A 24,097-nucleotide genomic window follows, 5' to 3' on the forward strand; every position below is an offset into this window, starting at 1 on the left:
TTTTTTTTTATTTTTATTTCTTATTCCCCTGCTATGGCAAGCTTCTTGATTTTCAAAGAAGGAGAACCTATATATGCTTCTCCCGGAAGGCCAAATTTCAGGTCTGATCCTGTTTCTTCTATATTTTTAAGGAGTTCAAAGTAATTTCCTGCCACTGTTATTTGTTCCACAGGCTTCGAAATTTTTCCGTCCTTTATTTCATAACCAAGGGCTGCCAGCGAAAAATCACCTGACACGGAATTCAGTCCTGAATGAAGTCCTTGAAGTTCCGTAATTAAAATTCCCTTATCCATGGAAGAAATTATTTCTTCAAGAGTTTTTTCACCCTTTTCAACATAGAAGTTGGAAGGAGCTATGCCTACAGATGATTTGTAAGAAGATTTGCTAGCATTTCCTGTTGTTTCAACTCCGTCTTTTTTGGCAGTCTTCAAATTGTGGAAGTATGTTTTCAAAACACCCTTGTCAACGACTTTCTTATACTTACTGGCAACTCCTTCTCCATCAAAGGATCTTGAAGCCAATCCTCCCTCCATGAAAGGGTCATCAACAAGCGTGAACTTTTCGCTTCCTATTTGTTCATTTAATTTTCCTTTCAGCAGGGACAGATTTTTCTGCACATTTTCCGCTGAGAAAATTCCTTCAAATGCTTCCAATAAATCTGCAGCTGCATTGTTTCTTATGATTATTGGGTAATCTCCTGACTTCACAGACTTTGCTCCAAGCATTGACAATGCTTCTTTTACTGCTTCCTCTGCAATTTCCTTGGGGTTGAATTTGGAAAAATCATTGCCGGTGCGGTATGCCATGCCTGTTTTTATGTCTTCGTTTTCTTTTGCAACAACAACCACGTATGTGTAGGCAATGTTGCTCTTGTCGTGAAGGTACAGACCCTTTGTGTTTGACATTATGGTTTCGCCGTAGCCGTCGCCGTATACGCATGTTTCCACTGATTGTATTCTGTTGTCAATTTTAAAAGCTTCTTCTTCAAGCTGCTTTACAAACTTTATTTTTGCAGCTTCTTTCACTTCTTCAAGTTTGGGATTGAATGTGTCTACTTTTTTATATTCCTTTGACCCTTCAAAAATATATTCTTCATCATCAGAATCTATTACGGTGGCATTTTCCTTAACATTTTTAACAAGCAAATCTATGGAAGTTTCGTCAACCTTTTCAGTGTAGGAATATCCCATTTTGCCGTTGTACATTCCTCTAAGCCCCAGGCCTTCGCTTTCGGACAGACTGTAGCCGTCAAGTTCCTTTTGAAACACCTTGAGAGAAAGGCTGCTTCCTGCCGAATAAAAAACTTCCATGTCATTTATGCCTTTGTTTTTTTCCTTCAGCAAATATTTTATCTATGAGCATTTTCATATCCATTATTTTTCACCTTCCCTTCCGCCTACGGTTATTTCAGAAACTCTTATCATGGGCTGGCCTACATTTGTAGGAATGCTTCCGCTTACGGAGCCGCACATTCCCTGTCCGTGTGTCATGTTGTTTCCAACCATGTCAATTTTGTTCAGTATGTCAGTTCCCTTTCCTATTAGCGTTGCACCTCTTACAGGATCCTTGATTTTTCCGTTTTCTACAATGTATCCTTCCATTACGGCAAAGTTAAACTCGCCTGTGCTTGGATTTACACTTCCGCCTCCCATGTATTTTGCATAAATTCCTTTTTCGGTGTTGGCGATTATTTCTTCAGGGGATGATTTTCCGTTGTCAATGAATGTGTTGGACATCCTTGAAGTAGGTGCATATCTGTAAGACTGCCTTCTTCCTGAGCCTGTTATGTCCATGTTCATTCTTCTTGCATTGAGTTTATCAATCATGTAACCTTTCAATATTCCGTTTTCAATCAGCACATTTCTGTGGGAAGGTGTTCCTTCGTCATCAATGTTGAATGAACCCCACTCGTTTGGTATTGTTCCGTCATCAATTGCTGTGACAAGCGGTGATGCAATTTTTTGACCTATTTTGTCTGAAAATACAGATAAACCCTTGGCAACTGATGTTGCTTCAAGACCGTGGCCGCATGCCTCATGGAATATTACTCCCCCAAAGCCGTTGTCTATTATTACAGGCATTTTTCCGCTTGGGCTGTATTTAGCATTTACCATGGTTACGGCAATGCGTGATGCTTCTTTTGCATATTTGTCAACGTCAAGGTTTTCATAAAATTCGTAGCCCTTGCTAGCTCCAGGCCCGAAAAATCCAGACTGCATTTCTCCATTTTTACTGGCAACGGATGAAATTGCAAGACGTGTTCTTACACGTTTGTCTTCTTTCCATAATCCTTCTGAATTTGCAACCATTATATCCTGATTGTAGTCCATGTAGCTTACTGTAACCTGTGTTATAAGATCATCATAATTGAATGCTGTATCGTAGGCACGGCGCATTAGCTGAACCTTTCTTGTTTTTTCAATTGTGTTGGGATCAATATGTATTACATTTATATTTTCATTTTGTGTCATGTTTAAACTTAATGCTGTAGTGCCCTGTTTTCCTTCTATGGCTGCTGCTGCTTTTTTTGCTGTTGATATTAAAGAATCTCTGTCAGATTTGTTTGTGTATGCATAAACGCTGTTAAATCCCTTGAATATGCGGATGCCAACGCCGTAATCTCTTCCTGTCATAGTGCTTTCAACTTTTCCGCCTATCATTACAATGCCGTTGTTTGTCCTGTCTTCAACATATACTTCTGCAAAATCGCCGCCGGTTGTCAAAGCAGCATTCAGTGTATCTTCAATTACCTGTTTGTTTAGCACATAATCACTCCTATCATTTTATAGTACCTAAATATTTTACCATAATTTCCTTAAAGTATTAATAATTTTTTAAGCAAAAAAACGACCCCAAAGGGGTCGCTTAATTATATTAAACTAATTTAATTCTGTGGTATACTTTCTTGCCTTTTTTGATTATAAGTTTTTCGTCTTCAAAATCAGCTAATGTTAATACTGCATTTACGTCACTTACTACAACGTCGTTTACTGTAACTCCTGATTGTTCAATGAGCCTTCTTCCTTCGCTTTTTGTCTTAATAAGATTTGCCTTAGACATCATGTCTATTACTGACATTCCTTCTCCAAGCTCTTCTCTTGTGATTTCAGTTGTAGGCATGTTTTCTGATTCTGTTCCTTTTCCAAACAATGCTCTTGCTGCTTCCTGGGCATTTATGGCGTCTTCTTCAGAATGTATTAGTTTTGTAACTTCATATGCCAATACTTCCTTGGCTTTGTTTATTTCAGAACCTTCCAATGCACCAAGGCGTCTTACTTCATCCATAGGGAGGAAAGTCAATAGTGCCAGACATTTTTCAACATCAGCATCACCGATGTTTCTCCAGTACTGGTAAAACTCATATGGTGTTGTTTTGTTTCTGTCCAGCCACAAAGCACCCTTTTCAGTCTTGCCCATCTTCTTGCCTTCACTGTTTGTAAGAAGTGAGAATGTCATTCCATAAACCTGTTCTCCAGCTTTCTTTCTTGTAAGTTCCACTCCTCCTATGATGTTTGACCACTGGTCGTTTCCGCCAAACTGCATCTTGCAGTTGTATTTCTGGTTCAATACATAAAAGTCATAGCTTTGCATTAACATGTATCCGAATTCAAAGAATGTAAGCCCCTGCTCCATTCTGTTTTTGTAGCAATCTGCAGCAAGCATTCTGTTTACAGAAAAGTGAACGCCCACTTCTCTCATGAAATCCAGGTAATTCAATGGTAAAAGCCACTCAGCGTTGTTGTCCATTATTGCCTTTCCTTCTGAAAAATCAAGAAATTTTTCGAAAACTTTCTTGAAGTTTTCAGCATTGCGCGCTATTATTTCCTGTGTCATTATTGAGCGCATACCTGTTCTGTCGCTTGGGTCTCCAATCATTGTAGTTCCGCCGCCTAAAAGAGCAATTGGTCTGTGCCCGTGCTGCTGCATTATAGACATTACCATTATTTGAATATAGTGGCCAATGTGAAGGCTGTCGGCCGTAGGGTCAAAACCTATATAAAATGTAACTGATTCCTTTCCAAGCAATTCTCTTATTTCTTCTTCATGAGTACACTGTTCGATATATCCTCTTTCTTGTAAAACATCAAAAACATTTCTTTTTTCCATATGATTCCTCCTTAAACTTTAATTGTCCTTTTCTAGAATAATAAAAGGGCTATCTCTCCTGAAAGGACGAGATAACCCGTGGTACCACCTTAATTCGCAAAAATTTCTTGCCTCTTCTGAATTAACGGTCAGACAACCCGCTGCACAGCAGTAACTCCGGAACTGTATTTCACACTTTGTTCTGAGAATCTTTCACCAGCCGATTCACTCTCTGTTTTGTAACCAAATTGTTACTTTGTTTCCTTCACAGTTATGTTAATATGTATTTATAAAAGGAATGATAATATAAATCCAATTTATTGTCAAGTCTTAATTGCAAATCTTAAAAACATCATACCATATATTTACCATTAATCCAATGGCTGTAATAAATCTATTCTTATTATACACAATTTTCATAAATTTTCCACCGATTTACATTTTTATTGTTATATATTTTTCTAAATGCAAAAATGTGTAATATAATTGTCACAATTGGCATTTAATGAAGTTATTGATTGTTTTTTTTAAAACAAGTACATGCTATAATTCCTTATGACGAAAAACTCATTAACAAGTTCTAAAATTTCCAAAGAAGCAGGGCGTGCCCTCTTCCTAAAAAATCTAAAGACTAAATAGGAGTGAATTATGAAAAATAAAATTATAGCATTAACATTGACAGCAGCTTTAGCTTTGTCATCAACATCAGCATTTGCTGCAACTACAACAGACTGCGAAAAGACGTTCAACTATGATCTTAGCAGCATGCTGAAAGGAATAACAAGCAACTCTAACGTAAAACAGTACAAGCTGACTGTAAACGGACAAGAAATGGATTTGAATTCAATAGACTGGAATACAGTTTTAAACAAAACAACAACTGCAGTTCAAAAGCCAGCTTCAACTCAGCAGACAACAACTGCTCCTGCGGCAGCTAAACCAACTGCAACTCAGCCAGTGGCAGCTAAGCCTGCTGCAACAACACCAGCTGTAACTAAGCCTGCGACACCTGTTGCAACTAAGCCGGCAACTACTGCACCAGCGGCTAAACCTGCAACAACACCTGCAGTAACTCAGCCAGCAACACCTGTTGCAACTAAGCCAGCAGCAACAACACCAGTTGCAACTAAGCCTACAACTCAGACTACTGCACCTTCAACAGCTGCAACTACACCAAGCAATACAGTTTCTTCGTCAAATTTATCTTATGAGCAAAAAGTAGCAGAACTTGTAAACATTGAAAGACAAAAGGCTGGTTTATCAGCACTTACATTTGATCAATCAGTATCTAATGTTGCCAGAACAAAATCAAAAGATATGGCAGCCAACAATTACTTTGCTCATCAGTCACCCACATATGGAAGTGCCGGAGACATGTTGACGAGATTTGGAATTAAATGGTCTGCTTGGGGTGAAAACATAGCTTCAGGTCAAAAAACTCCGGAAGCAGTTGTAACAGCATGGATGAATTCTCCAGGCCACAGAGCAAATATTTTATCAACTAACTTCTCAAAAATAGGAGTTGGTTATGCAGTAAACTCAAACGGAACACCATATTGGACACAGATATTTACTAACTAAACATTAAAAAAAGTTTATCCTAATAAAAATACCGCACTGACATTCCCTTAAGGATATGTCAAATGCGGTATTTTTTACTGAACAATCTTATAATAAACTCTTGCAGTGAGTGTGTACACAATAAAGTAAATCACTGCAAAGACTGCTATGGTTACGGCTGTGCAAATTGCAAAAAGCCATACATTTGTTAGATTGAACAGCAGTAACAGCCTGGTTATCATTTTAAATGCTGCAGCTATGTGAACAATGGCCATGATAAGAGGAAGAAAAAACACCTTTATTATCTGGCTTTTTATGGAGGTCTTGACCTCGCTTCTGCTCATTCCCACTTTCTGCATGATTTCAAACCTTTCCCTGTCATCATATCCCTCTGAAATTTGTTTGTAGTAAATTATCAGTACTGTTGCAGAGAGGAATAATAGCCCAAGGAATATTCCCAGGAACAAAAATCCTCCTATCATGGCATAAAATTCTTCTTCCAGACCTTGCTTGCTTTCAAATCTAAAATCTACGATTTCTTCCTTTGAACCGGTGAAGTCTCTGTATATGGAATCGGCAAAGGCCTTTTCTTCATCCTTTGAGCCATCTACATCAAAGGCTGCATAATAAGAATACTTGGCAGCATCATCCTTGAACTCACTTAGCTGCTTTTCATATATTTCCTCCACATCCTTTTCTTCTGCAACTATGTAGTAAACATCTACAAAGACTGCAGTATAATCCTCTTTTATTGGAAATTCATCAAGATTATTTTTTACGGTGTAATTGTTGTCAAAAAGTGTGAATGAATCTGTTTTATTTTTACTGCAGCTGTAGAAAAGTACCTCCCGTTCTTTCAAAGAAACATCTTCTCCGGTTATTTTTTTGTACTGCTCAGTTGTTATAAAGTACAAATCCGAAATATTTGTGCTTGTAACACTGTTTAACCCGTCAGTAACAAACCTATCGCCGTCTCTTTCCGCATAGAACTCCAGGTACTGGTAATCAAACATGTTGCTTATGTTCCTGCCCAGCTTTTGAGCATTCTTATTAACTATATCCTTAATTTCTCCAGGTTCACTGTCTTTAGGGTTTCCCAATGTAATGGTCACATCGTTGGGGCAGCGGTTTTCCAACTGTTCATCCACACCCATGTAAAGTGCCACTGTTGTTGATATCATAACCAGCACTGCAGTTGAAAGTATGCAGATATTAGCCAGTCCAACGGCATTTTGCTTCATTCTGTAAATCATTCCCGATATGGATGTGAAATTTTTGGTCCTGTAATAATAATTCCTGTTTTGTTTTAAGCGCTTCAGAATCATTATGCTTCCTGCAGTAAAGAGACAGTACGTACCGATTATTACAAGCACCACAGCTATGAAAAACAGGTACATGGCACTTAGAGGTGATTTCGTTACCAGCGCTATATAATATCCTGCACCTGTTGCAGCAATGCCAAGCAATGCAAGAAGATTTTTGGATTTGGGCTCTTTTTCCCCTGTGCTGCTTCCCTTAAGCAAATCAATAGGATTTGACGAATGAATCTGCATCAGGTTGTATAAAAGGTTTAATAAAAAAATTCCCCAGAACAAGACAGATGTTGTGATAATTGAAACCTTGCTCACAAAAAATCCCAGCGGTATGGTGAAGTGCAAAATTTTGAATAACAGCATGAATATCAGCTTGCTGAACAAAATTCCACACATAAGACCAACTGATATTGTGGCGGTTCCTATAAATAAAGTCTCAAAAAAAAGTATCTTTGCAATGTGCTTCTTTTCCATTCCAAGAATGTTGTAAAGGCCGATTTCCTTTTTTCGCCTCTTCATGAGGAAACTGTTTGTATAAAACAGAAATATAACAGAAAATATCCCTATTACTATTGTTCCCAGCATGAGTATTGTCACCACAGAATATGACCCGGGCATGTTTTCAATTCCTTCATTCAATGAAATCATGCGCATAATGTAAAACATGGCAACAGTGCTGATACATGTTATCATGTACGGTACATAAAACTTACCGTTTTTCCTTATGTTTATGAGAGCCAGTCTAGGAAAAAAATGCTTATTCATTTTTTCCACCGCCAGTTGCTATCATTGTAAGTGTGTTTGAAATTTTCTGATACATTTCTTCTGTTGTTTGAGAAGCCTTGTAAATTTGATGGAACACTTCCCCATCCTTAATGAACAGCACCCTTTTTGCGTGGCTTGCAGCCTTTGTGCTGTGAGTAACCATGAGTATTGTCTGCCCTTCTTCATTGATTTCATCAAACATACGGAGCAGACCGTCTGTGGCATGGGAATCCAGGGAACCTGTAGGTTCGTCTGCCAGTATGAGCTTTGGTCCTGTGATCAGTGCCCTTGCTACAGCTGCCCTTTGCTTTTGTCCTCCTGACACCTCATATGGATATTTTGAAAGTATGTCTGAAATTCCAAGCTTTTCAGCTATTACTTTAAGTTTGCCATTCATTTCATCATAGGTTTTTCCTGCCAGAACAAGTGGAAGAAATATGTTGTCCTGCATGGAAAATGTGTCCAACAAGTTGAAGTCCTGAAAAACAAAGCCAAGGTTGTCACGACGAAATGCAGAAATTTCACTTTCCTTAATTGATGCAAGATTTTTGCCGTTTAATAAAACTTCTCCGCCCGTAGATTTGTCAAGAGCAGCAAGAATGTTCAAAAGTGTTGTCTTTCCCGAACCTGATTCTCCCATTATTGCAACATATTCACCATTTTCAACTGAAAAAGACACGTTTGAAAGGGCCTGCACATGGTTTGTTCCAAAACGCGAAGTATAAATTTTTTTAAGGTTATTTACCTCTAAAATTGCCATATTGACCTCCTGAATTAATTAATATAGCAACAGTATATCAAGCACTTTAAAATTCAGAAATTGATTTACCTTTCATTTTCATAAGCAACCTTACATTTCTGAAAGGTTAGCTATTCAACTTCCACTTTAATGTTTTCAAAATTTATTTTAACCCTTGTTCCTCTTCCTGCCTGAGATTCAATTTGTATTTTGTGTGAAAGCTTTGTTAAAATTTTCTTGCAAAGATACAAACCTATGCCCGTAGATTTTTTGTCTTCCCTTCCGTTGTATCCTGTAAATCCGTTTTCAAAAACCCGTGGAAGGTCCTCTTCTTTTATTCCTATCCCCGTATCTTCAATAACGAGAATTTTGTGTTCGTTTCCTTCTGTATATATTGATATTCCGCCTCTTACGGTGTACTTAAGAGAGTTGGACAATATTTGTTCAATCACAAATAACAGCCACTTTTCATCAGTGAGAACTGTACTTTTAAGTTCTGAAAATTCAAGCTTAAGCTTTTTGTGAACGAATATTTTCGCATATTTTCTTACAGCCTGTCTGACTATATCATCAAGATTGTATTCCTTTATAACAAAATCCGTAGAGCTGCTGTCAAGACGAATGTATTGAAGAACCATTGCAACATACTGTTCTATCTTGAAAAGTTCCATGGAAATCTCATCTGGATTTATGTCTTCTTCCGATTGCAGCAATAGCCTCATGGCTGAAATCGGCGTTTTTATCTGATGAGCCCACAGAGTATAGTAATCAGCAATTTCTTTTCTCGAATTGTCCATGGCTGTAATCTTTCTTATTTTGTCCTCGTGGACTGCACTGAGCAGTTCAAAATATTCTCTTTCCATGAGGCTTTTAGGTTCAGGCAGCTCATCAAGAGAAAGAGTTATTCGGCGTTTAATATCCTCCAGAGCATTTATTTTTTTATAAAATACTAAAAAGTCATAGGCCAGAGCTATAAATCCGAAAAAAGAGCAAAGGACAAAGCCATAAACCACTGCATCCAGTGGCAATCCGTACAGATAAAACTCTACAGCAAATACAGCAGCAAACAATGCAAAAAATGCTGCTGATTTTTTATGCTGCATAAGATAAGCGCTGAATAGATTAATTGTTTTCATTTATTCCACTATGTACCCTATTCCTTTCCTTGTTAGTATGAACTCCGTAAGACCTGCAGCATCCAGCTTTTTTCTGAGCCTTGTAACATTTACTGTAAGCGTGTTTTCATCCACATAACAGTCAGTTTCCCAAAGTCTTGTCATCAATGCGTCACGGCTCACGGTCCTTCCCTTGTTTTCCATGAGAAACTGCAGTATTTTGAAATCATTTTTTGTAAGCTCTACTTTTGTTCCCTTGTATGTGAGACTAGTATCCCCTGTGTTAAGTATTGCCCCCTTGTGTTCCAAAAGATTTGTCTGCCCTGCAAAATCATATGTACGACGAAGCATTGCCTGCACCTTTGCTGTAAGAACATTGAGGTCAAATGGTTTTGAAATAAAATCATCTCCACCCATGTTCATGGCCATTACAATATTCATGTTGTCTGATGCAGATGAAATAAAAATAATGGGCACCTTTGATATTCTTCGAATTTCACTGCACCAGTGATAACCGTTGTAAAAAGGAAGTGATATGTCCATAAGAACCAGATGAGGTGAGTATGATGCAAAAATAGACAATACATTTTCAAAATCATCGACGCACATTGCTTCGCATCCCCAGGATTTTATATGATTTTTAACAGATGAAGCTATAACCAAGTCATCTTCAACAATTAATATTTTATGCATATAGACTCCTTAAACATTTATTGATAACAATATAACACATAAATTAAAACAATAAAAGAGCAACCGAATTTTTATGGCAAAACAGCAAAAAAAGCATCGGAACGCCGATGCTCTTACTATTGACAAAACTAATTTCCCACAGAACGTAGGGGCGTATCTTGTATACGCCCGTTGTTATTATATAAATGAATTTGTATATGCGGGAGGACAGTAGTCTCCCCTACATTTTTGAGTCAAATTTGTCATCAACCTGAGCATCAAAATTGATGCTTATTTATTATTTTATTTTTGGAACTTCAAGCACTGCTCCTCTGTTTCCTGATGTAACAAGTGCCCTGTATCTTGATAGATAACCAGTTGTTATTCTTGGTTCTCTAGGCTGCCAGTTTTCTCTTCTCTTTTTTAGTTCTTCATCAGACACCTCAAAGTCAATTGTGTTTTTGAGCATGTCTATTTTGATGATATCACCTTCTTGAACAAGAGCTATGTTTCCTCCCACTGCAGCTTCAGGAGATACGTGTCCGATTGATGCTCCTCTTGTAGCTCCTGAGAAACGTCCGTCAGTTATGAGGGCAACGCTGCTTCCAAGACCTCTTCCAACTATTGCAGAAGTTGGGTTTAACATTTCTCTCATTCCGGGTCCTCCCTTTGGTCCCTCGTATCGGATGACAACAACATCTCCTGCAACAATCAATCCTTGATTAATTGCATTTATGGCATCTTCTTCACAGTCGAAAACTCTTGCAGGTCCCTGGTGAACAAGCATTTCAGGTGCTACAGCCGAGCGTTTTACAACACATGTATCAGGTGCAAGATTTCCTTTGAGAACTGCAATTCCACCTGTCTGGCTGAATGGATTTTCTATTGGCCTGATTACTTCAGGGTCCAGGTTTACGCATCCTTCTATGTTTTCTGCAATTGTCTTTCCGGTGCAGGTAATGAGGTCTGTTTTAAGAAGACCTTTTTTGTTAAGCTCATTCATTACAGCATAAACTCCCCCTGCTTCGTTCAGATCTTCAATGTATGTGTGACCTGCAGGTGCCAGGTGGCACAGGTTAGGTGTCTTTGCGCTCACTTCGTTTGCAATTTCAGGATTTAATTCCACTCCTGCCTCATGAGCTATGGCCGGAAGGTGAAGCATGCTGTTTGTGCTGCAGCCCAAGGCCATGTCCACTGCCAGGGCGTTCATGAATGCATCTTTTGTCATTATGTCTTTTGGCTTGATGTCTTTTTCAACAAGCTCCATTATTTTCATGCCTGCGTGTTTTGCAAGTCTTATTCTTTCAGAATATACAGCTGGAATTGTTCCGTTTCCTTTAAGTCCCATTCCCAGTGCTTCAGTAAGACAGTTCATGCTGTTTGCTGTGTACATGCCTGAGCATGATCCGCATGTTGGGCATGCCTTCTGCTCGTATTCTTCAACTTCTTCCATGGAAATTTTTCCTGCATTGTATGCTCCAACGGCCTCAAACAGACTTGAAAGACTTGTTTTATTATTCTTTACTCTTCCTGCAAGCATTGCACCACCGCTTACAAAAATTGTTGGAATATTCACTCTTGCTGCTGCCATTAATAATCCCGGCACGTTTTTATCACAGTTAGGAACCATTACAAGACCGTCAAAACAATGGGCCATTGCCATTGCTTCTGTTGAATCAGCAATCAGATCTCTTGTAACAAGAGAATACTTCATTCCTTCATGTCCCATGGCAATTCCATCACACACTGCTATTGCCGGGAACACTACCGGTGTTCCTCCTGCCATTGCAACTCCCAATTTGACTGCATCAACAATCTTGTCCAGGTTCATGTGTCCCGGAACTATTTCATTGTATGAACTTACAATTCCTATCAACGGCTTGTTCATTTCTTCCTTCGTATGCCCCAAAGCATTAAAAAGAGAGCGATGCGGTGCCTGTTGAACTCCTTTTGTTACTTGATCACTTCTCATAATTTCCTCCTGATTTAATATATTTTAAAATAATAAACTGCATTATCGAGGGACTGCCAACTACTTGCTTGAATAAATTTCGCAGTCTCATTCACCAATTTATCAGCTCGCTACCGCTCGCATAAATTGGGAAGTCCGCTTCGTTGACCTACCGCCATTTTTCAGAAAAAACACTCTGAAAAATGGGGTTAGGGCATACATAAATAAAAACCTCTCGTCTCTGAACACATCTCATGTGTTCAGGGACGAAAGGTCTTTTCGTGGTACCACCCTGGTTCGCGATATAATCGCCTCAATCAAGTCATATAAACTTTATCCCTATAACGCAGGCATACGTCCCGGCCTACATGTCAGCCAGGAAGCTTGGGAGTGATCATTATACTTATAACACCGATTTTCACCAACCATCGGCTCTCTAAAGTTATCTGCCAGTATTTTTGTCTCCGTCACAGCTTTTTCATAATTTTTATAATTATACCCACCTAACCCACCCTTGTCAATACATTTTTACAGTAAATCCTGTAAATTCTTATGTGATTTTATTCCAAATTATTAAAATGTACTCACATTAAAAACATATTGATTATTGTGTTATTTACATATATAATATTATAGTCGAAATTAAATATTAGCATCAATATAATATGGAAAATATGGTTCCAAAGTTTCTACCAAACAGCCGTAAATTGTTTGACTATTGATTAGTTCACTATTGTATATGATGCGAGTAGATTTTATCTATTCGCTTTTTATATTATGAGTATTATTTATATGTATTTATAAATGATATTTGGAAATAGTGAACATTAGTGGTTAATATTAATTCCCAAAACAACTACAGGAGGAATTTATGGAAAAGTATTTTAAACTTAAGGAAAACGGCACAAATGTCTCAACAGAAATTTTTGCCGGCTTAACAACATTTTTTGCAATGTCATACATCATCTTTGTGAATCCGGCAATATTATCTGCCACAGGAATGCCTTCTCAGGCAGTATTCCTTTCAACTATCATAGCTTCAGTCATAGGAACTCTCATCATGGGATTGTTTGCCAACGTGCCATATGCTCAGGCACCAGGTATGGGACTTAATGCATTCTTCACATATACAGTTGTGTTTGCTCTTGGTTTTTCATGGGAACAAGCACTGGCTCTTGTATTCATATGCGGATTATTAAACATCTTCATCACTGTTACAAAAATAAGAAAAAGCATAATAAAATCAATACCTGAAAGCCTTCAAAACGCCATAAGCGGAGGAATAGGAATATTCATAGCATACATCGGAATCAAGGGAGCAGAAATGGTTCAGTTCACTTCAGAATCTGCAAACATAATCTCAGTTAACGGTCAGACCTTTGCTGCAGATGGAACATACAGCAGTATATTCTCTATTGTTACAAACGGAGGAATTATTCCAGCACTTGTTGATTTTACAAATCATGCTACACAACTGGCACTCATAGGCCTTGTCATATTGGTTTTTCTTCTTGTAATGAAGGCAAAAGGAGCAATACTTATAAGTATCGTAGCAACAACACTCATAGGAATTCCTTTTGGAGTTGTTAATTTATCTTCACTGTCCATGTCTTCAAACAGCATAACCTCTTCATTTGCAGATCTTGGAACTACATTTGGGGCGGCATTTGGCCCTAAAGGAATGCAGTCTCTGTTCTCAGATCCTTCAAGAATACCTCTTGTATTGATGACAATATTTGCATTCAGTTTATCTGACACGTTTGATACCATAGGAACATTTATAGGAACAGGAAGAAGAAGCGGAATATTCAGCGAAGAAGATCAGAGATCTCTTGAAACAAGCACAGGATTTAAATCCAAAATGGATAAAGCTCTTTTTGCAGACGCCATAGCAACATCCATCGGAGCAATTTTTGGAACTTCCAACACAACAACATATGTTGAAAGCGCTGCTGGAATCGGAGCAGGCGGCAGAACAGGACTTACAAGCGTAGTTACTGCCCTGCTATTCCTTTCATGCATATTGATAGCTCCTATAGCAGGAATAGTTCCTACAGCTGCAACTTCTCCTGTTCTTATAATAGTTGGAGTTATGATGATGTCATCATTCACAAAAATCAACTGGGAAGACCTGGAGGAAGCAATTCCGGCATTCTTTGCATCAGTATTCATGGGTTTTTCATACAGCATCTCTTACGGTATAGCTGCAGGCTTCATTTTTTACTGCCTCATTAAACTGATTAAAGGTCAAATAAAAGAAGTTCACCCGATTTTAATAGTTTCCACATTGTTGTTCATAGCAAACTTTGTGATTCTTGCAATAATAAATTAAAGCTCATCTGTAACATCACTTTGAACCTTCCTTAAGAAGGTTCAGTTTCAATAGTCTGCGCCTTCCTTTGGGAAGGCTTTTTTTGAGCAAAATTGACATTTATTGCAGCCTCCTTGCAATTCTTTAAAATTCTTTTTTATAATTCTTGCAGAACAACTTGCATTTTATGAACGACTTGATTAATAAATTGCATTTTTGTCCCATTTAAATGCTTTTTCTCAAATTTTTTATATTTTTTTGCATTTTTATATTTACAAGTTGCATTTTTGATGCTATAATGAATTATCAAATCAAATATAGGAGGTTTTAATATGAGTATACAGGTGAAAGACATAAGAGATGTTGTTGCAAAAATCAATTTTAGAAAATGCGGTACTATTACATGCATATACAATGTTGACAGCAAATGCATTCAAAAGGAATGTGAATTGCATGAAAGAGGACTTAAGCAGGAAGAAGACTAAGAAAGCGGATTGATCATATGAAATCAAAAGAATAAAAAGCGGAAATATCATGTAGATAATTCCGCTTTTATATTTCAAACATTTATTATATGGCTATTTTTTCAGTTTGTATTATGTTTAAGTATCTGAATGCTTCAATTGCATCCCAGAAAAAGCACTCTTCTCCTATGATATCAGTAAATCCTGACTGGTCAAACATTTCTTTTACATTGTCCTGAACACCGCAAAACATCATTTTTGTCCCTATTTTGGATATTTTATTTACAACTTCCTTGAACTCAATGATTGCTGACTCATCTATACTGGTTACAGCTCTCATGGATATTATCATGTTTTCAGCCTCTATTGAATGTTCAACCAGCTGCTCTAGCTTTTCTCTGGTAATGAAGAACAAAGGCCCTGTCAGGTACACAATTATTGTATCAGAGCAATCTTCGGCAACATCATGTCCCTTGATTCTTTTCAAGTCAACCTTGCTCACATCAATTTTCAAATCGCTGTTTTTCATAACAAATGTCATGATTCCTAAGAGTACTCCTATTAAAATTGCAATGGTAAGGTCAAACATGACAGTTGCAACCATTGTAATTGCAAATTCCAAAATTGCATTCCCAAATTTTTTATCAAATATGTATTTTATTTCATTCCATTCGTTCATGCGCCAGGCAGTTATCATCAGAACTCCGGCCAGTGCAGCCATTGGTATCCTGGAGATAAACTTTCCCAGAAAAAGCATGGATAAAAGAAGTCCTGCTGACTGTACCAATGAAACCATTCTTGTTTGCCCGCCTGATTTGAGTCCAACGCTTGTCCTTGCCAGAACCGCCGATGCAGGTATTCCTCCGAAAAAAGGAAATGATCATGTTACCTATGCCCTGAGCTATGAGCTCCCTGTCGGCCTTCAAAGGCTCATTTTTTATTTTTCCCGCAGAAGCACCACATAGTAAGCTTTCAATCATGCACAGTATTGCAACGCTAAGGGCCGGGCTTAAAAGCTTAAACACCATTCCAAAAGACAAGCTTCCCAGGGAAAGTCTGTTTTCAAGGAATATGGTGCTTGGTATTTCTCCAACCAGCTTAACAGGAAAATCAACAATCCAATTTAAAGCAAGAGCAATTATTAGTCCTGCCAGTGATGACGGAACTTTTGCATTCCATTTCTTAGGCCAGAATATCATGATTGCCATAACCAATACGCCTATGAGAACTGCATATATGTTTGGTGAAAATCCAAGTCTTCCATAGGATAATATTTTTTCAATATTGTCAGCTCCCACAGAAGTTGTACCAAAAAAATTGTCAATCTGGCCAAGAGCAATAATGACTGCAATACCAGATGTAAACCCTGTTATAACAGGTGCCGGAATGAAAGATACAAGTTTTCCGAAATGAAATACTGCAGCCAGCAAAAGCAAAATACCGGATATGAAACCTGTTATAAAAATTCCCTCAGAACCAAAGCTTGCATAGACTGAAGCTAAAATAGCAATCATTGTTCCCGTAGGACCGGACACCTGGTAAGATGCACCTGCAAGGCCACCCATTACAATTCCAGCAAGTATTGCTGACATAATGCCGGAAGGTGCCCCTGCTCCTGAGCTTACGCCAAATGCAAGAGCCAATGGCAGCGCCACAGCTGTTACAGTAAGTCCCGCCATAACATCCTGTGATAATTTTTTGTTGTTGTAATCCTTGAATTCAAGCCTTAAATCTTGAAAATACTGTTTTACCATTTTTCTCTCCATAATAATTGTTTTCTAAATATGATACCAAATGAATATTATCACTTTCGATTGGTAAGTGCAACAAAAAAACCGCTGAATTTTCAATGAATTTCATGAAAACATTTCCACGGTTTTTTTATAAAGTTTCATTTATTTGTTAATTGTCACTTCTGTTCCAGAAATTATTACGGACTTAATGTTGTTTACATCAACTGGCTTTTGAAAAATCGTGTTTAATGTTGATGTGAGCGGCCTTGTGCTTGTGCCCCAGCTTGACAATTCAACAGTACTTCCGTCTTTCATGACGACACTTACAGCTCCGTAAAAATTGTGTCCTCTGTTTCTTATGTTATCGATTATGTCGTTGTTGAGCTTCACGGTCAATGAAATTGGTGAAATTTTTAATTCTTTGATCAAATACCTTTTTCCTTCTACTTCAATTATCTTGTTTACATTATAAGTCCTGGTGGCATTTTTGTAGTCAGCCTTAAACGTCACTTCCCAGGTTCCCATAGTTGTGGCCTTCTTGTTTATTGTGTGGTACACAAAATCATAATTTGCAAGTTCTTCCATGTTTTTTATGTCAAATATGAAGTAGTCATATTGTTTTCCCTCGTATTCCTCAGATATGGAATATTCATTGTATTTTCTGTCATCAGCATCAACCTTGTTCTCAAAATAAAAATCGCCCAGACTTAAATTCCCGTATTCTTCTCTCAAAATTCTTATGCACAACTTTCCTTCTGCAAATCCAATGTTGTCAACAATTATTCCCTTATTCTCCTCTATGTTGTCTTCCGTGTAAATATCATCGTTGTTGTAAGGAAGAATTTGTGAAGGAATAATGTTGTTCATAAATTCTATTTTCTGTTTTTCTTCTTCCGATGCCTGAGGGTCTTTAGGTATACGCATTGATTCCTTGTATCTATTTTCTACAAGAACTTGATTTTGATAATCTGCATTTCTCTTTAAAAATCCGTATGTGTCAAAATCAGCAGCAGGATTTTCTATTGTGTATTCAGTGAAATTATTGGCCCTAAGCGTCAGCTTCTTTCCTGCAGATTTTCTTTCAGTATTTCCAACAAGCAGGAATGTGGCCTTGTTGTCAACCGGATCTTCGTCTTCAGTCATATACCATGTGTATCCGCCTGATCCTCCAAAGTCAAGGTTGAGATTTTCAAATTCAATATTTCCATTTTCCGAAAATTTTTCACCATTTTCCTTTATGACTTCAAATATGATGTAAAAAGAATTCTCATCCCCCACCATGTTTGCAACATTTAATGTTACTCCGTTTGAAGTAGAACTTTTATCAATCACAGTACCCATGTCATTGACATACTTTATGTTTTCTCCGAAAAGCCTGTAATAAATGTTTGACAGTCCTCCCTGGGCAAATACTGCAGCAAAGGAAAGAACCAAAATAAAAGACGCAGCAAGAGGAATTATGAATTTCTTTTTTGTTGGATTTTTTTGAGTTTATTTTTGATAAAGTCAATTTTTTTATTCTTTCAAGTTCAATTTCCGTGATATTTTCTTCATGAATATTTATATCTTCATCATGCAAAGAGAAATCATCAAAAAGATCATCTGTTTTTTTCATATCAATTTCCTTTCCTATATTATAATTCCATTTTCAAGTAGAGCGAGCTTAAGATTTTCTTTTCCTCTGTACAATTTGTTTTCAACCATCTTTGCATTCAACCCTAAAGTTTCTGCAATATCCTTCACAGTTTCATACAAATAGTAACGTCTTATGAAAATGTCCTTGTCAGGCTGAGGCAGATTGTAAATTGTTTCTTTTATGATTTTTTTATTTATTATGGCTGACACTTCATCTTCCATGTCAAAATCCAGCTCCAGTCCGCTTTCCTCCAGGGGGATAATTTCTGTATGGTTCATTTTGCGTTTAAACTTGTTTATGCAAACAAACCTCGCTATGGAAATTATATAATTTTTAAGAATTCCCTTGTCCTTATTGTAATTGTCTATGGATTTCCAAAGTTCAACAAACACATCAGATACGCATTCCTCAATATCCTGCTGATTTTCATAGCCAATTATTCTCACGGCTATGGTCTTTACAAGGCCGCCATACTGATCAATGGCACAGGACAGTCCCCTGGAGGGATTCTTCTTAAGAAGTTTTATTAAATTATCGTCATTCATCATACCCTCCATTTATTCTCTCATATATATATTCACATATTAAGCAGTTTTCACTCACCATTATATCAAAAAAGTTTATTATTACAAATACCCTGAGACTGTCAGTAATATTTAATATAATAATCGTAGGGGCGGACCTCGTGTCCGCCCGCTGCTGAATAAACAACATCCCCAGCAATATCAATCCGCCCATCCAATAAAAAAACAGCTCATTATAAAATGAACCGCTAAATTATTGATATATATTTTGTGTCGCCCGTTTTGTTTATTCAATAACATCTTATATTCGGGAGAACACGAGGTTCTCCCCTACAACCTGTGATTTCAAATTCATGGTGAGATATTAATTCATTATACTAGGGGCGGACCTCGTGTCCGCCCGCTGTTGAATAAACAACATCGCCAGCAATTTCATTTACAATATTATTTTATCTCTTGTTATGTCGCTAATATTTTTACATCCTGACATAATCATTACATCTCTTAACTCAGCGCCGATTTTTTCAGTGTAAAGTTCCACACCTTCTTTTCCGCCGCCAAAAGCTGCTATTACGTACGGTCTTCCTATGAGCACACCATCTGCTCCAAGAGCTATTGCCTTGAAAACATCTGCACCAGAACGAATTCCGCCGTCAACAAATATTTTCAGCCTGTCTCCAACTGCTTCTTTTATTTCAGGAAGCATAGCGCATGTTGCAGGTGCATCCTGAAGCACTCTTCCTCCGTGGGATGAAACAACTATTCCATAAGCACCGGCTTCAAGAGCCTTTAATGCTCCTTCTTTTGTCATTACTCCTTTTACTATGAAAGGAACATTTGTAGATGCAGCAAGCTCTGAAAGTTCTTCAACGCTTTTAGCAGATACAGGTTTACCGGCAAGTGCAAGATTTATAAGACCTGCAGAGTCAATATCCATTGCAAATGCCATTGCTCCTACTTCTTCCAGCAATTTTATTTTTTCAAGGGCCTTGTCATTTTTCCATGGCTTGATTGTTGGAACTGCTTGGCCGTCAGCTGCTTTAATATATGGAAGACTGTCAAGGAACAGACTGTCATTAGCTCCGTCTCCGGTAAAAGCCGCACCGCCTGCTGCAATTGTTCCATTTACAACGGCATCAACGTATTCTGCTTCTGATATTGCTCCGTTGTAGTTTAGATTCATTCCGCCAATAGGGGCAGCGAAAAACGGATATTTGAAGTTTCTGCCAAACAACGAAACAGAAGTGTCCTGTCCTTCATTTTTATAAATGGTGTCCAGCTTTATTTTAACTGAGTCTAGAAATTCAATACAAACTTTAAAAGCATTTCCGTTTCCTTTTCCGCCTGTGCCCGGTATTTCTCCTTTGCACACAACTCCGTTGCACTCTTTGCACACTCTGCAGTTAGGCGCCATCTTTTTTCTTGCGTTTTCCAATACTTCCTGATAAGTCATGATGATCTCCCTTTACATTAATTTTTCGTATCTACATTACATTTTATTAGTATTTGTAAGAAATATCAACTGCTATTTTGCTTTCAGATGTTCAAGCCTTTCAACAACTTTTTCCATCATTGACTCATACTTAGCCATTTTTTCTTTTTCTTCATTTACTACACTTTCAGGTGCCTTGCTCATGAATTTTTCATTGTTAAGCTTGCCTACAACTCTGTCAAGTTCTCCTTGAAGCCTTGATTTTTCTTTTTCAAGTCTTTCTATTTCCTTTTCAAAGTCAATAAGGTCTGCAAGAGGAAGGTATATTTCAGTTCCTTCCATAACGCTTGATGCAGTGTCTTCGCCTATTTGTGTCTTGTCATGAACTATCTTGATTTCAGTGATGTTTGCAAGAGTTGCAAAATATTGAGCACCTGTCTGAATAAATTCAACAGCTTCATCCTTTGATGGAACAAAAATGGCTCTTGCTTTTCTTGAAGGTGCAACATTCATTTCAGCTCTTGTGTTACGGATGCTTCTTACTGCTTCCATTATGAATTCCATATTAGCTTCAGCCTTTTCAAAGTTTTCATTTTCTGAAGCCTTCGGCCAATCAGCTTTTATTAACCTTGAAGAAGTCTCAGGCAGGAATGACCATATTTCTTCAGTTATGAAAGGCATGAAAGGATGAAGGAGTTTCAGCATGTCTTTTAAAACTTTTATGAGAACAAACCTTGCTGTGTCTTTGTCTGTTCCTTCATCTGCGTAAAGTCTCGGCTTAACTATTTCAATGTACCAGTCGCAGTATTCATTCCAGATGAAGTCATAAACTCTCTGAGCAGCCATTCCAAGCTCAAATTTATCAAGGTTATCTGTAACTTCCTTTGCTGCCTTGTTCATTCTGGAAATAATCCATTTGTCTTCTGTCTTGTAGTTTGCTTTTGCAGTTTCTTCATCTATTAAATCGCCATCAATGTTCATGAGAACAAATCTTGATGCATTCCAAAGCTTGTTTGCAAAATTACGGCTTGATTCCAGCCTGTCATTGTTAAAGCGTGTATCATTTCCAGGTGAAATTCCTGTCATGAGCATGAATCTCAAAGCGTCTGCTCCGAACTGGCCAACAACTTCCAATGGGTCGATGCCGTTACCAAGAGACTTGCTCATTTTTCTTCCTTCAGCATCTCTTACGAGACCGTGAATAAATACATTTTTAAAAGGAGATTCTCCTGTCATTTCAAGGGCTGAAAATACCATACGAACAACCCAGAAGAATATTATGTCATAACCTGTTACAAGTACATCTGTTGGATAGAAATATTTGAAATCTTCTGTCTGGTTTGGCCAGCCCAATGTTGAGAATGGCCATAGACCTGATGAAAACCATGTGTCAAGAACGTCTTCGTCCTGCTTGATGTTTGTGCTGCCGCATTTAGTACATTTATGAGGAGCATCCTTTTGAACCATTATTTCTCCGCATTCCTGGCAGTAGTATGCCGGAATTCTGTGACCCCACCACAATTGTCTTGAAATGCACCAGTCTCTTATGTTTTCAAGCCAGTGAGTGTAAATTTTTGTAAAACGTTCAGGAACAAATTCAACTTCCTTGTTGTCTCCTGCTTTTAATGCAGGTTCAGCAAGAGGTTTCATCTTAACAAACCACTGGTCTGAAACTCTTGGTTCAACTATGTTGTGGCATCTGTAGCATGTTCCTACGTTGTGATCAGTACTTTCTGTTTTTACCATGAATCCATTTTCTTCAAGTTCCTTTACAAATTCCTTTCTGCATGTAAAACGGTCCATTCCTTTGTATTTTCCGGCTTCTTCATTCATTGTTCCGTCTTCGTTCATGCAGTTGATTTGTTCAAGATTGTGTCTAAGCCCAATTTCAAAGTCGTTAGGGTCGTGGCATGGAGTTATTTTAAGCGCTCCGGTTCCCTTTTCCATGTCAGGATACTCATCTCCTATTATTGGAATTTCTCTTCCAACAAGAGGAACTATAACCTTTTTGCCAATGAGGTGTTTGTATCTTTCATCATCAGGATGAGCTGCTATGGCAACATCTCCGAATATTGTTTCAGGTCTTGTTGTTGCTACAACAAAGTATTCGTCAGGATTTTCAACATATGGATATTTTACATAGTAGTATTTTCCCGGAATGTCCTCATGCTCAACCTCTGCATCTGACAAAGTAGTGTGACAGTCAGGACACCAGTTTATTATTCTGTTTCCTTTATATATGAGTCCTTTTTCATAAAGCTTAATGAAAAATTCAACTACAGCCTCGTTGCAGCCTTCATCCATGGTGAATCTTTCTCTGGACCAGTCGCATGAATTTCCAAGCTTCTTAACCTGCTGAACAATTCTTCCGCCGTATTCTTCTTTCCACTTCCATGCACGTTTTAAGAATTCTTCTCTTCCTATTTCTTCTTTTGTCTTGCCTTCATCTTTTTTAAGTCTTTCAACAACCTTTACTTCAGTTGCAATGCTGGCATGGTCAGATCCCGGAAGCCATAAAGCTTCATAACCCTGCATTCTTTTCCATCTTGTTAAAACGTCCTGCAAAGTCATGTCCAGTGCATGCCCCATGTGAAGCTGTCCTGTTATGTTTGGAGGCGGCATCACAATTGTAAATGGTTTTTTGTCTTTGTTAACTTCTGCTCTGAAGCAGTTTTCTTCCATCCAAATATCATAAATCTTATCTTCAAATTCTTTTGGATTGTACTTGCTTGGTATATTCGTTGTCATAACTAGTTCCTTTCCTTATATTAATATTAGTTTTATTTTTTGTGCTGGTTCTTGTTGCGTCTGTGCGGCCAATGGTCTGACATATCGCTGTCTCATTCATCAATAATTCTTTCAACACTGCTTGATTGAATCAACACAGCGCAGTTTCGTTCACCAAATTATTTGCTCCTCACGTCGCATAATTTTCGCAGTTTCATTCTTAAATTTGTCTGCTCACTGCCGCTCGCACAAATTTAGAATTCATTGCGGTTGAATTACCAACAATTTATTTCTCCCTACGGTCGAATAAATTGGGTAAATCATACGGAACTCATTGTGTCTGACCTACCACCAATTCTTGCTTCGCTATCGCTCGCAACAATTGGGTTAGGGCATACAAAAAGCGGGTGTTCTTATCCTAAAAGGACGAGAAAACCCGCGGTACCACCTAATTTCCATTTCTGGCTCTTAATTTTATAACGGCAACCCGTTTAATCTTACTGTTGTTTCAGATTAAATGCTCCAAAGCTACCTTCAGTCCACATGTTCTTATGAAATCTTTCAACCCATGGATTTCACTCTCTGTAAAGTTTATGAACCTACTCCTCTTCTTCATAGCAAAATATTTAATTACTTACCATAATATTAAAAATATGTTCTTTTGTCAATAACTATTTAAGCTTTTTGTATGCGTAAATTCATTTTTTCCAATCAATCTTCAATTGACAAAAATGCTTAATTATAATATACTCTACTCAATTAAACATCTTTCGATATTGGTGCGCGCAAGCGATAATAGGGAATTAGGTTAAAATCCTAAACAGTCCTGCTGCCGTGATGAGAGAGCGATTTTTATGCACATGCAACCACTGGATTCTTCTGGGAAGGTAAAAAATTGCTATGACCTCTGAGTCGGAAAACCTGCCAGTATTATTTGCGTAAATACCGCAAATGCTATGCTTTCCAGGAAGAAAAGCGATAGCAAAATAAATTGGATATTCACTCCAGCTGGTTGTGGTAATTTACGTTTCGTTTATTCGGAACGTTTTTTTATTGCAAAGGTGTTTAA

At 37.8% G+C, this 24,097-nt stretch carries 15 protein-coding genes, 2 pseudogenes, 2 riboswitches and 3 other annotated features; of the genes and pseudogenes, 3 read left to right on the forward strand and 14 right to left on the reverse strand.

Annotated elements, in window-relative coordinates; genetic code table 11:
• Nucleotides 1–20: 20 nt before the first annotated feature.
• The 3 genes from BN358_RS21105 to tyrS form a co-directional block, all read right to left on the reverse strand.
• A complete protein-coding gene (locus tag BN358_RS21105) occupies nucleotides 21–1,343 on the reverse strand; it encodes a TldD/PmbA family protein (protein ID WP_019230527.1) in 1,323 nt (440 codons plus the stop codon).
• Nucleotides 1,344–1,373: 30 nt separating this feature from the next.
• Nucleotides 1,374–2,765, reverse strand: coding sequence for a TldD/PmbA family protein (locus tag BN358_RS21110; RefSeq protein ID WP_019230528.1), 1,392 nt, complete (start codon nucleotides 2,763–2,765; stop codon nucleotides 1,374–1,376).
• 109 nt (nucleotides 2,766–2,874) lie between these two features.
• Complete coding sequence (tyrS, locus tag BN358_RS21115) at nucleotides 2,875–4,107, reverse strand: tyrosine--tRNA ligase (RefSeq protein ID WP_019230529.1); 1,233 nt, start codon at nucleotides 4,105–4,107, stop codon at nucleotides 2,875–2,877.
• Between the two features lie 59 nt (nucleotides 4,108–4,166).
• Nucleotides 4,167–4,364, reverse strand: a binding site (T-box leader).
• A 370-nt stretch (nucleotides 4,365–4,734) separates the two neighbouring features.
• Between tyrS and BN358_RS21120 the strand changes: the two genes are divergently transcribed.
• Nucleotides 4,735–5,667: a CAP domain-containing protein gene (locus tag BN358_RS21120; RefSeq protein WP_019230530.1), complete on the forward strand. Its 933-nt coding sequence runs from the start codon at nucleotides 4,735–4,737 to the stop codon at nucleotides 5,665–5,667.
• A gap of 74 nt (nucleotides 5,668–5,741) precedes the next feature.
• Here BN358_RS21120 and BN358_RS21125 read toward each other — a convergent pair whose 3' ends face one another.
• The 5 genes from BN358_RS21125 to ilvD all read right to left on the reverse strand — a co-directional run bounded on the left by BN358_RS21125 (nucleotide 5,742) and on the right by ilvD (nucleotide 12,222).
• Entirely contained in the window at nucleotides 5,742–7,724 is a 1,983-nt protein-coding gene (locus tag BN358_RS21125) for an FtsX-like permease family protein (RefSeq protein WP_019230531.1), read from the reverse strand.
• The gene (locus BN358_RS21130) at nucleotides 7,717–8,484 is read right to left on the reverse strand and encodes an ABC transporter ATP-binding protein (protein WP_019230532.1); all 768 of its coding nucleotides are present in this window, start codon (nucleotides 8,482–8,484) and stop codon (nucleotides 7,717–7,719) included. Before BN358_RS21130 ends, BN358_RS21125 begins: the two co-directional genes overlap by 8 nt.
• A gap of 110 nt (nucleotides 8,485–8,594) precedes the next feature.
• Nucleotides 8,595–9,599: a sensor histidine kinase gene (locus BN358_RS21135; protein ID WP_019230533.1), complete on the reverse strand. Its 1,005-nt coding sequence runs from the start codon at nucleotides 9,597–9,599 to the stop codon at nucleotides 8,595–8,597.
• Nucleotides 9,600–10,271 carry a response regulator transcription factor gene (locus BN358_RS21140; protein ID WP_019230534.1) on the reverse strand — a complete coding sequence of 224 codons (672 nt, stop codon included), beginning with the start codon at nucleotides 10,269–10,271 and terminating at the stop codon, nucleotides 9,600–9,602.
• A 277-nt stretch (nucleotides 10,272–10,548) separates the two neighbouring features.
• Nucleotides 10,549–12,222 (reverse strand): dihydroxy-acid dehydratase, encoded by a 1,674-nt coding sequence (gene ilvD / locus BN358_RS21145; RefSeq protein ID WP_019230536.1) that lies wholly within the window; start codon nucleotides 12,220–12,222, stop codon nucleotides 10,549–10,551.
• Between the two features lie 238 nt (nucleotides 12,223–12,460).
• Nucleotides 12,461–12,681, reverse strand: a binding site (T-box leader).
• 156 nt (nucleotides 12,682–12,837) lie between these two features.
• Nucleotides 12,838–12,939, forward strand: a riboswitch (purine riboswitch).
• Nucleotides 12,940–13,072: 133 nt separating this feature from the next.
• Here ilvD and BN358_RS21150 point away from each other — a divergent pair.
• Both BN358_RS21150 and BN358_RS25815 read left to right on the forward strand, forming a co-directional pair.
• Nucleotides 13,073–14,533, forward strand: a complete 1,461-nt coding sequence (locus tag BN358_RS21150) for an NCS2 family permease (protein WP_019230537.1) — start codon at nucleotides 13,073–13,075, stop codon at nucleotides 14,531–14,533.
• A 311-nt stretch (nucleotides 14,534–14,844) separates the two neighbouring features.
• A complete protein-coding gene (locus BN358_RS25815; protein WP_019230538.1) occupies nucleotides 14,845–14,997 on the forward strand; it encodes a hypothetical protein in 153 nt (50 codons plus the stop codon).
• An 85-nt stretch (nucleotides 14,998–15,082) separates the two neighbouring features.
• On the opposite strand, the gene BN358_RS28040 is transcribed toward BN358_RS25815, so the two are convergent.
• The 6 genes and pseudogenes from BN358_RS28040 to BN358_RS21175 form a co-directional block, all read right to left on the reverse strand.
• The gene (locus tag BN358_RS28040) at nucleotides 15,083–15,835 is read right to left on the reverse strand and encodes a SulP family inorganic anion transporter (RefSeq protein ID WP_368730816.1); all 753 of its coding nucleotides are present in this window, start codon (nucleotides 15,833–15,835) and stop codon (nucleotides 15,083–15,085) included.
• A 64-nt stretch (nucleotides 15,836–15,899) separates the two neighbouring features.
• Nucleotides 15,900–16,742: pseudogene (locus BN358_RS28050) on the reverse strand (SulP family inorganic anion transporter); the annotation flags it as partial.
• A gap of 129 nt (nucleotides 16,743–16,871) precedes the next feature.
• A pseudogene (locus tag BN358_RS21160) lies at nucleotides 16,872–18,173 on the reverse strand (DUF4179 domain-containing protein); the annotation flags it as partial.
• Between the two features lie 165 nt (nucleotides 18,174–18,338).
• Nucleotides 18,339–18,890, reverse strand: coding sequence for a sigma-70 family RNA polymerase sigma factor (locus BN358_RS22660; RefSeq protein WP_019230540.1), 552 nt, complete (start codon nucleotides 18,888–18,890; stop codon nucleotides 18,339–18,341).
• A 415-nt stretch (nucleotides 18,891–19,305) separates the two neighbouring features.
• Nucleotides 19,306–20,322, reverse strand: coding sequence for an alpha-hydroxy-acid oxidizing protein (locus BN358_RS21170; RefSeq protein ID WP_019230541.1), 1,017 nt, complete (start codon nucleotides 20,320–20,322; stop codon nucleotides 19,306–19,308).
• 72 nt (nucleotides 20,323–20,394) lie between these two features.
• Complete coding sequence (locus BN358_RS21175) at nucleotides 20,395–23,049, reverse strand: valine--tRNA ligase (RefSeq protein ID WP_019230542.1); 2,655 nt, start codon at nucleotides 23,047–23,049, stop codon at nucleotides 20,395–20,397.
• A gap of 398 nt (nucleotides 23,050–23,447) precedes the next feature.
• Nucleotides 23,448–23,653 (reverse strand) — a binding site (T-box leader).
• 135 nt (nucleotides 23,654–23,788) lie between these two features.
• Nucleotides 23,789–23,972, forward strand: a riboswitch (cobalamin riboswitch).
• Nucleotides 23,973–24,097 lie beyond the last annotated feature (125 nt).

The sequence above is a fragment of the Sedimentibacter sp. B4 genome, assembly GCF_000309315.1.
GTDB classification, from domain to species: Bacteria; Bacillota; Clostridia; order Tissierellales; family Sedimentibacteraceae; genus Sedimentibacter; species Sedimentibacter saalensis.

Coding starts and splice junctions, on each gene's coding strand:
- BN358_RS21135 (WP_019230533.1), bottom strand. CDS start 9,599: ATGAAAACAATTAATCTATTCAGCGCTTATCTTATGCAGCATAAAAAA.
- BN358_RS21130 (WP_019230532.1), bottom strand. CDS start 8,484: ATGGCAATTTTAGAGGTAAATAACCTTAAAAAAATTTATACTTCGCGT.
- BN358_RS21170 (WP_019230541.1), bottom strand. CDS start 20,322: ATGACTTATCAGGAAGTATTGGAAAACGCAAGAAAAAAGATGGCGCCT.
- BN358_RS21120 (WP_019230530.1), top strand. CDS start 4,735: ATGAAAAATAAAATTATAGCATTAACATTGACAGCAGCTTTAGCTTTG.
- tyrS (WP_019230529.1), bottom strand. CDS start 4,107: ATGGAAAAAAGAAATGTTTTTGATGTTTTACAAGAAAGAGGATATATC.
- BN358_RS21175 (WP_019230542.1), bottom strand. CDS start 23,049: ATGACAACGAATATACCAAGCAAGTACAATCCAAAAGAATTTGAAGAT.
- BN358_RS21125 (WP_019230531.1), bottom strand. CDS start 7,724: ATGAATAAGCATTTTTTTCCTAGACTGGCTCTCATAAACATAAGGAAA.
- BN358_RS25815 (WP_019230538.1), top strand. CDS start 14,845: ATGAGTATACAGGTGAAAGACATAAGAGATGTTGTTGCAAAAATCAAT.
- BN358_RS22660 (WP_019230540.1), bottom strand. CDS start 18,890: ATGAATGACGATAATTTAATAAAACTTCTTAAGAAGAATCCCTCCAGG.
- ilvD (WP_019230536.1), bottom strand. CDS start 12,222: ATGAGAAGTGATCAAGTAACAAAAGGAGTTCAACAGGCACCGCATCGC.
- BN358_RS21140 (WP_019230534.1), bottom strand. CDS start 10,271: ATGCATAAAATATTAATTGTTGAAGATGACTTGGTTATAGCTTCATCT.
- BN358_RS21150 (WP_019230537.1), top strand. CDS start 13,073: ATGGAAAAGTATTTTAAACTTAAGGAAAACGGCACAAATGTCTCAACA.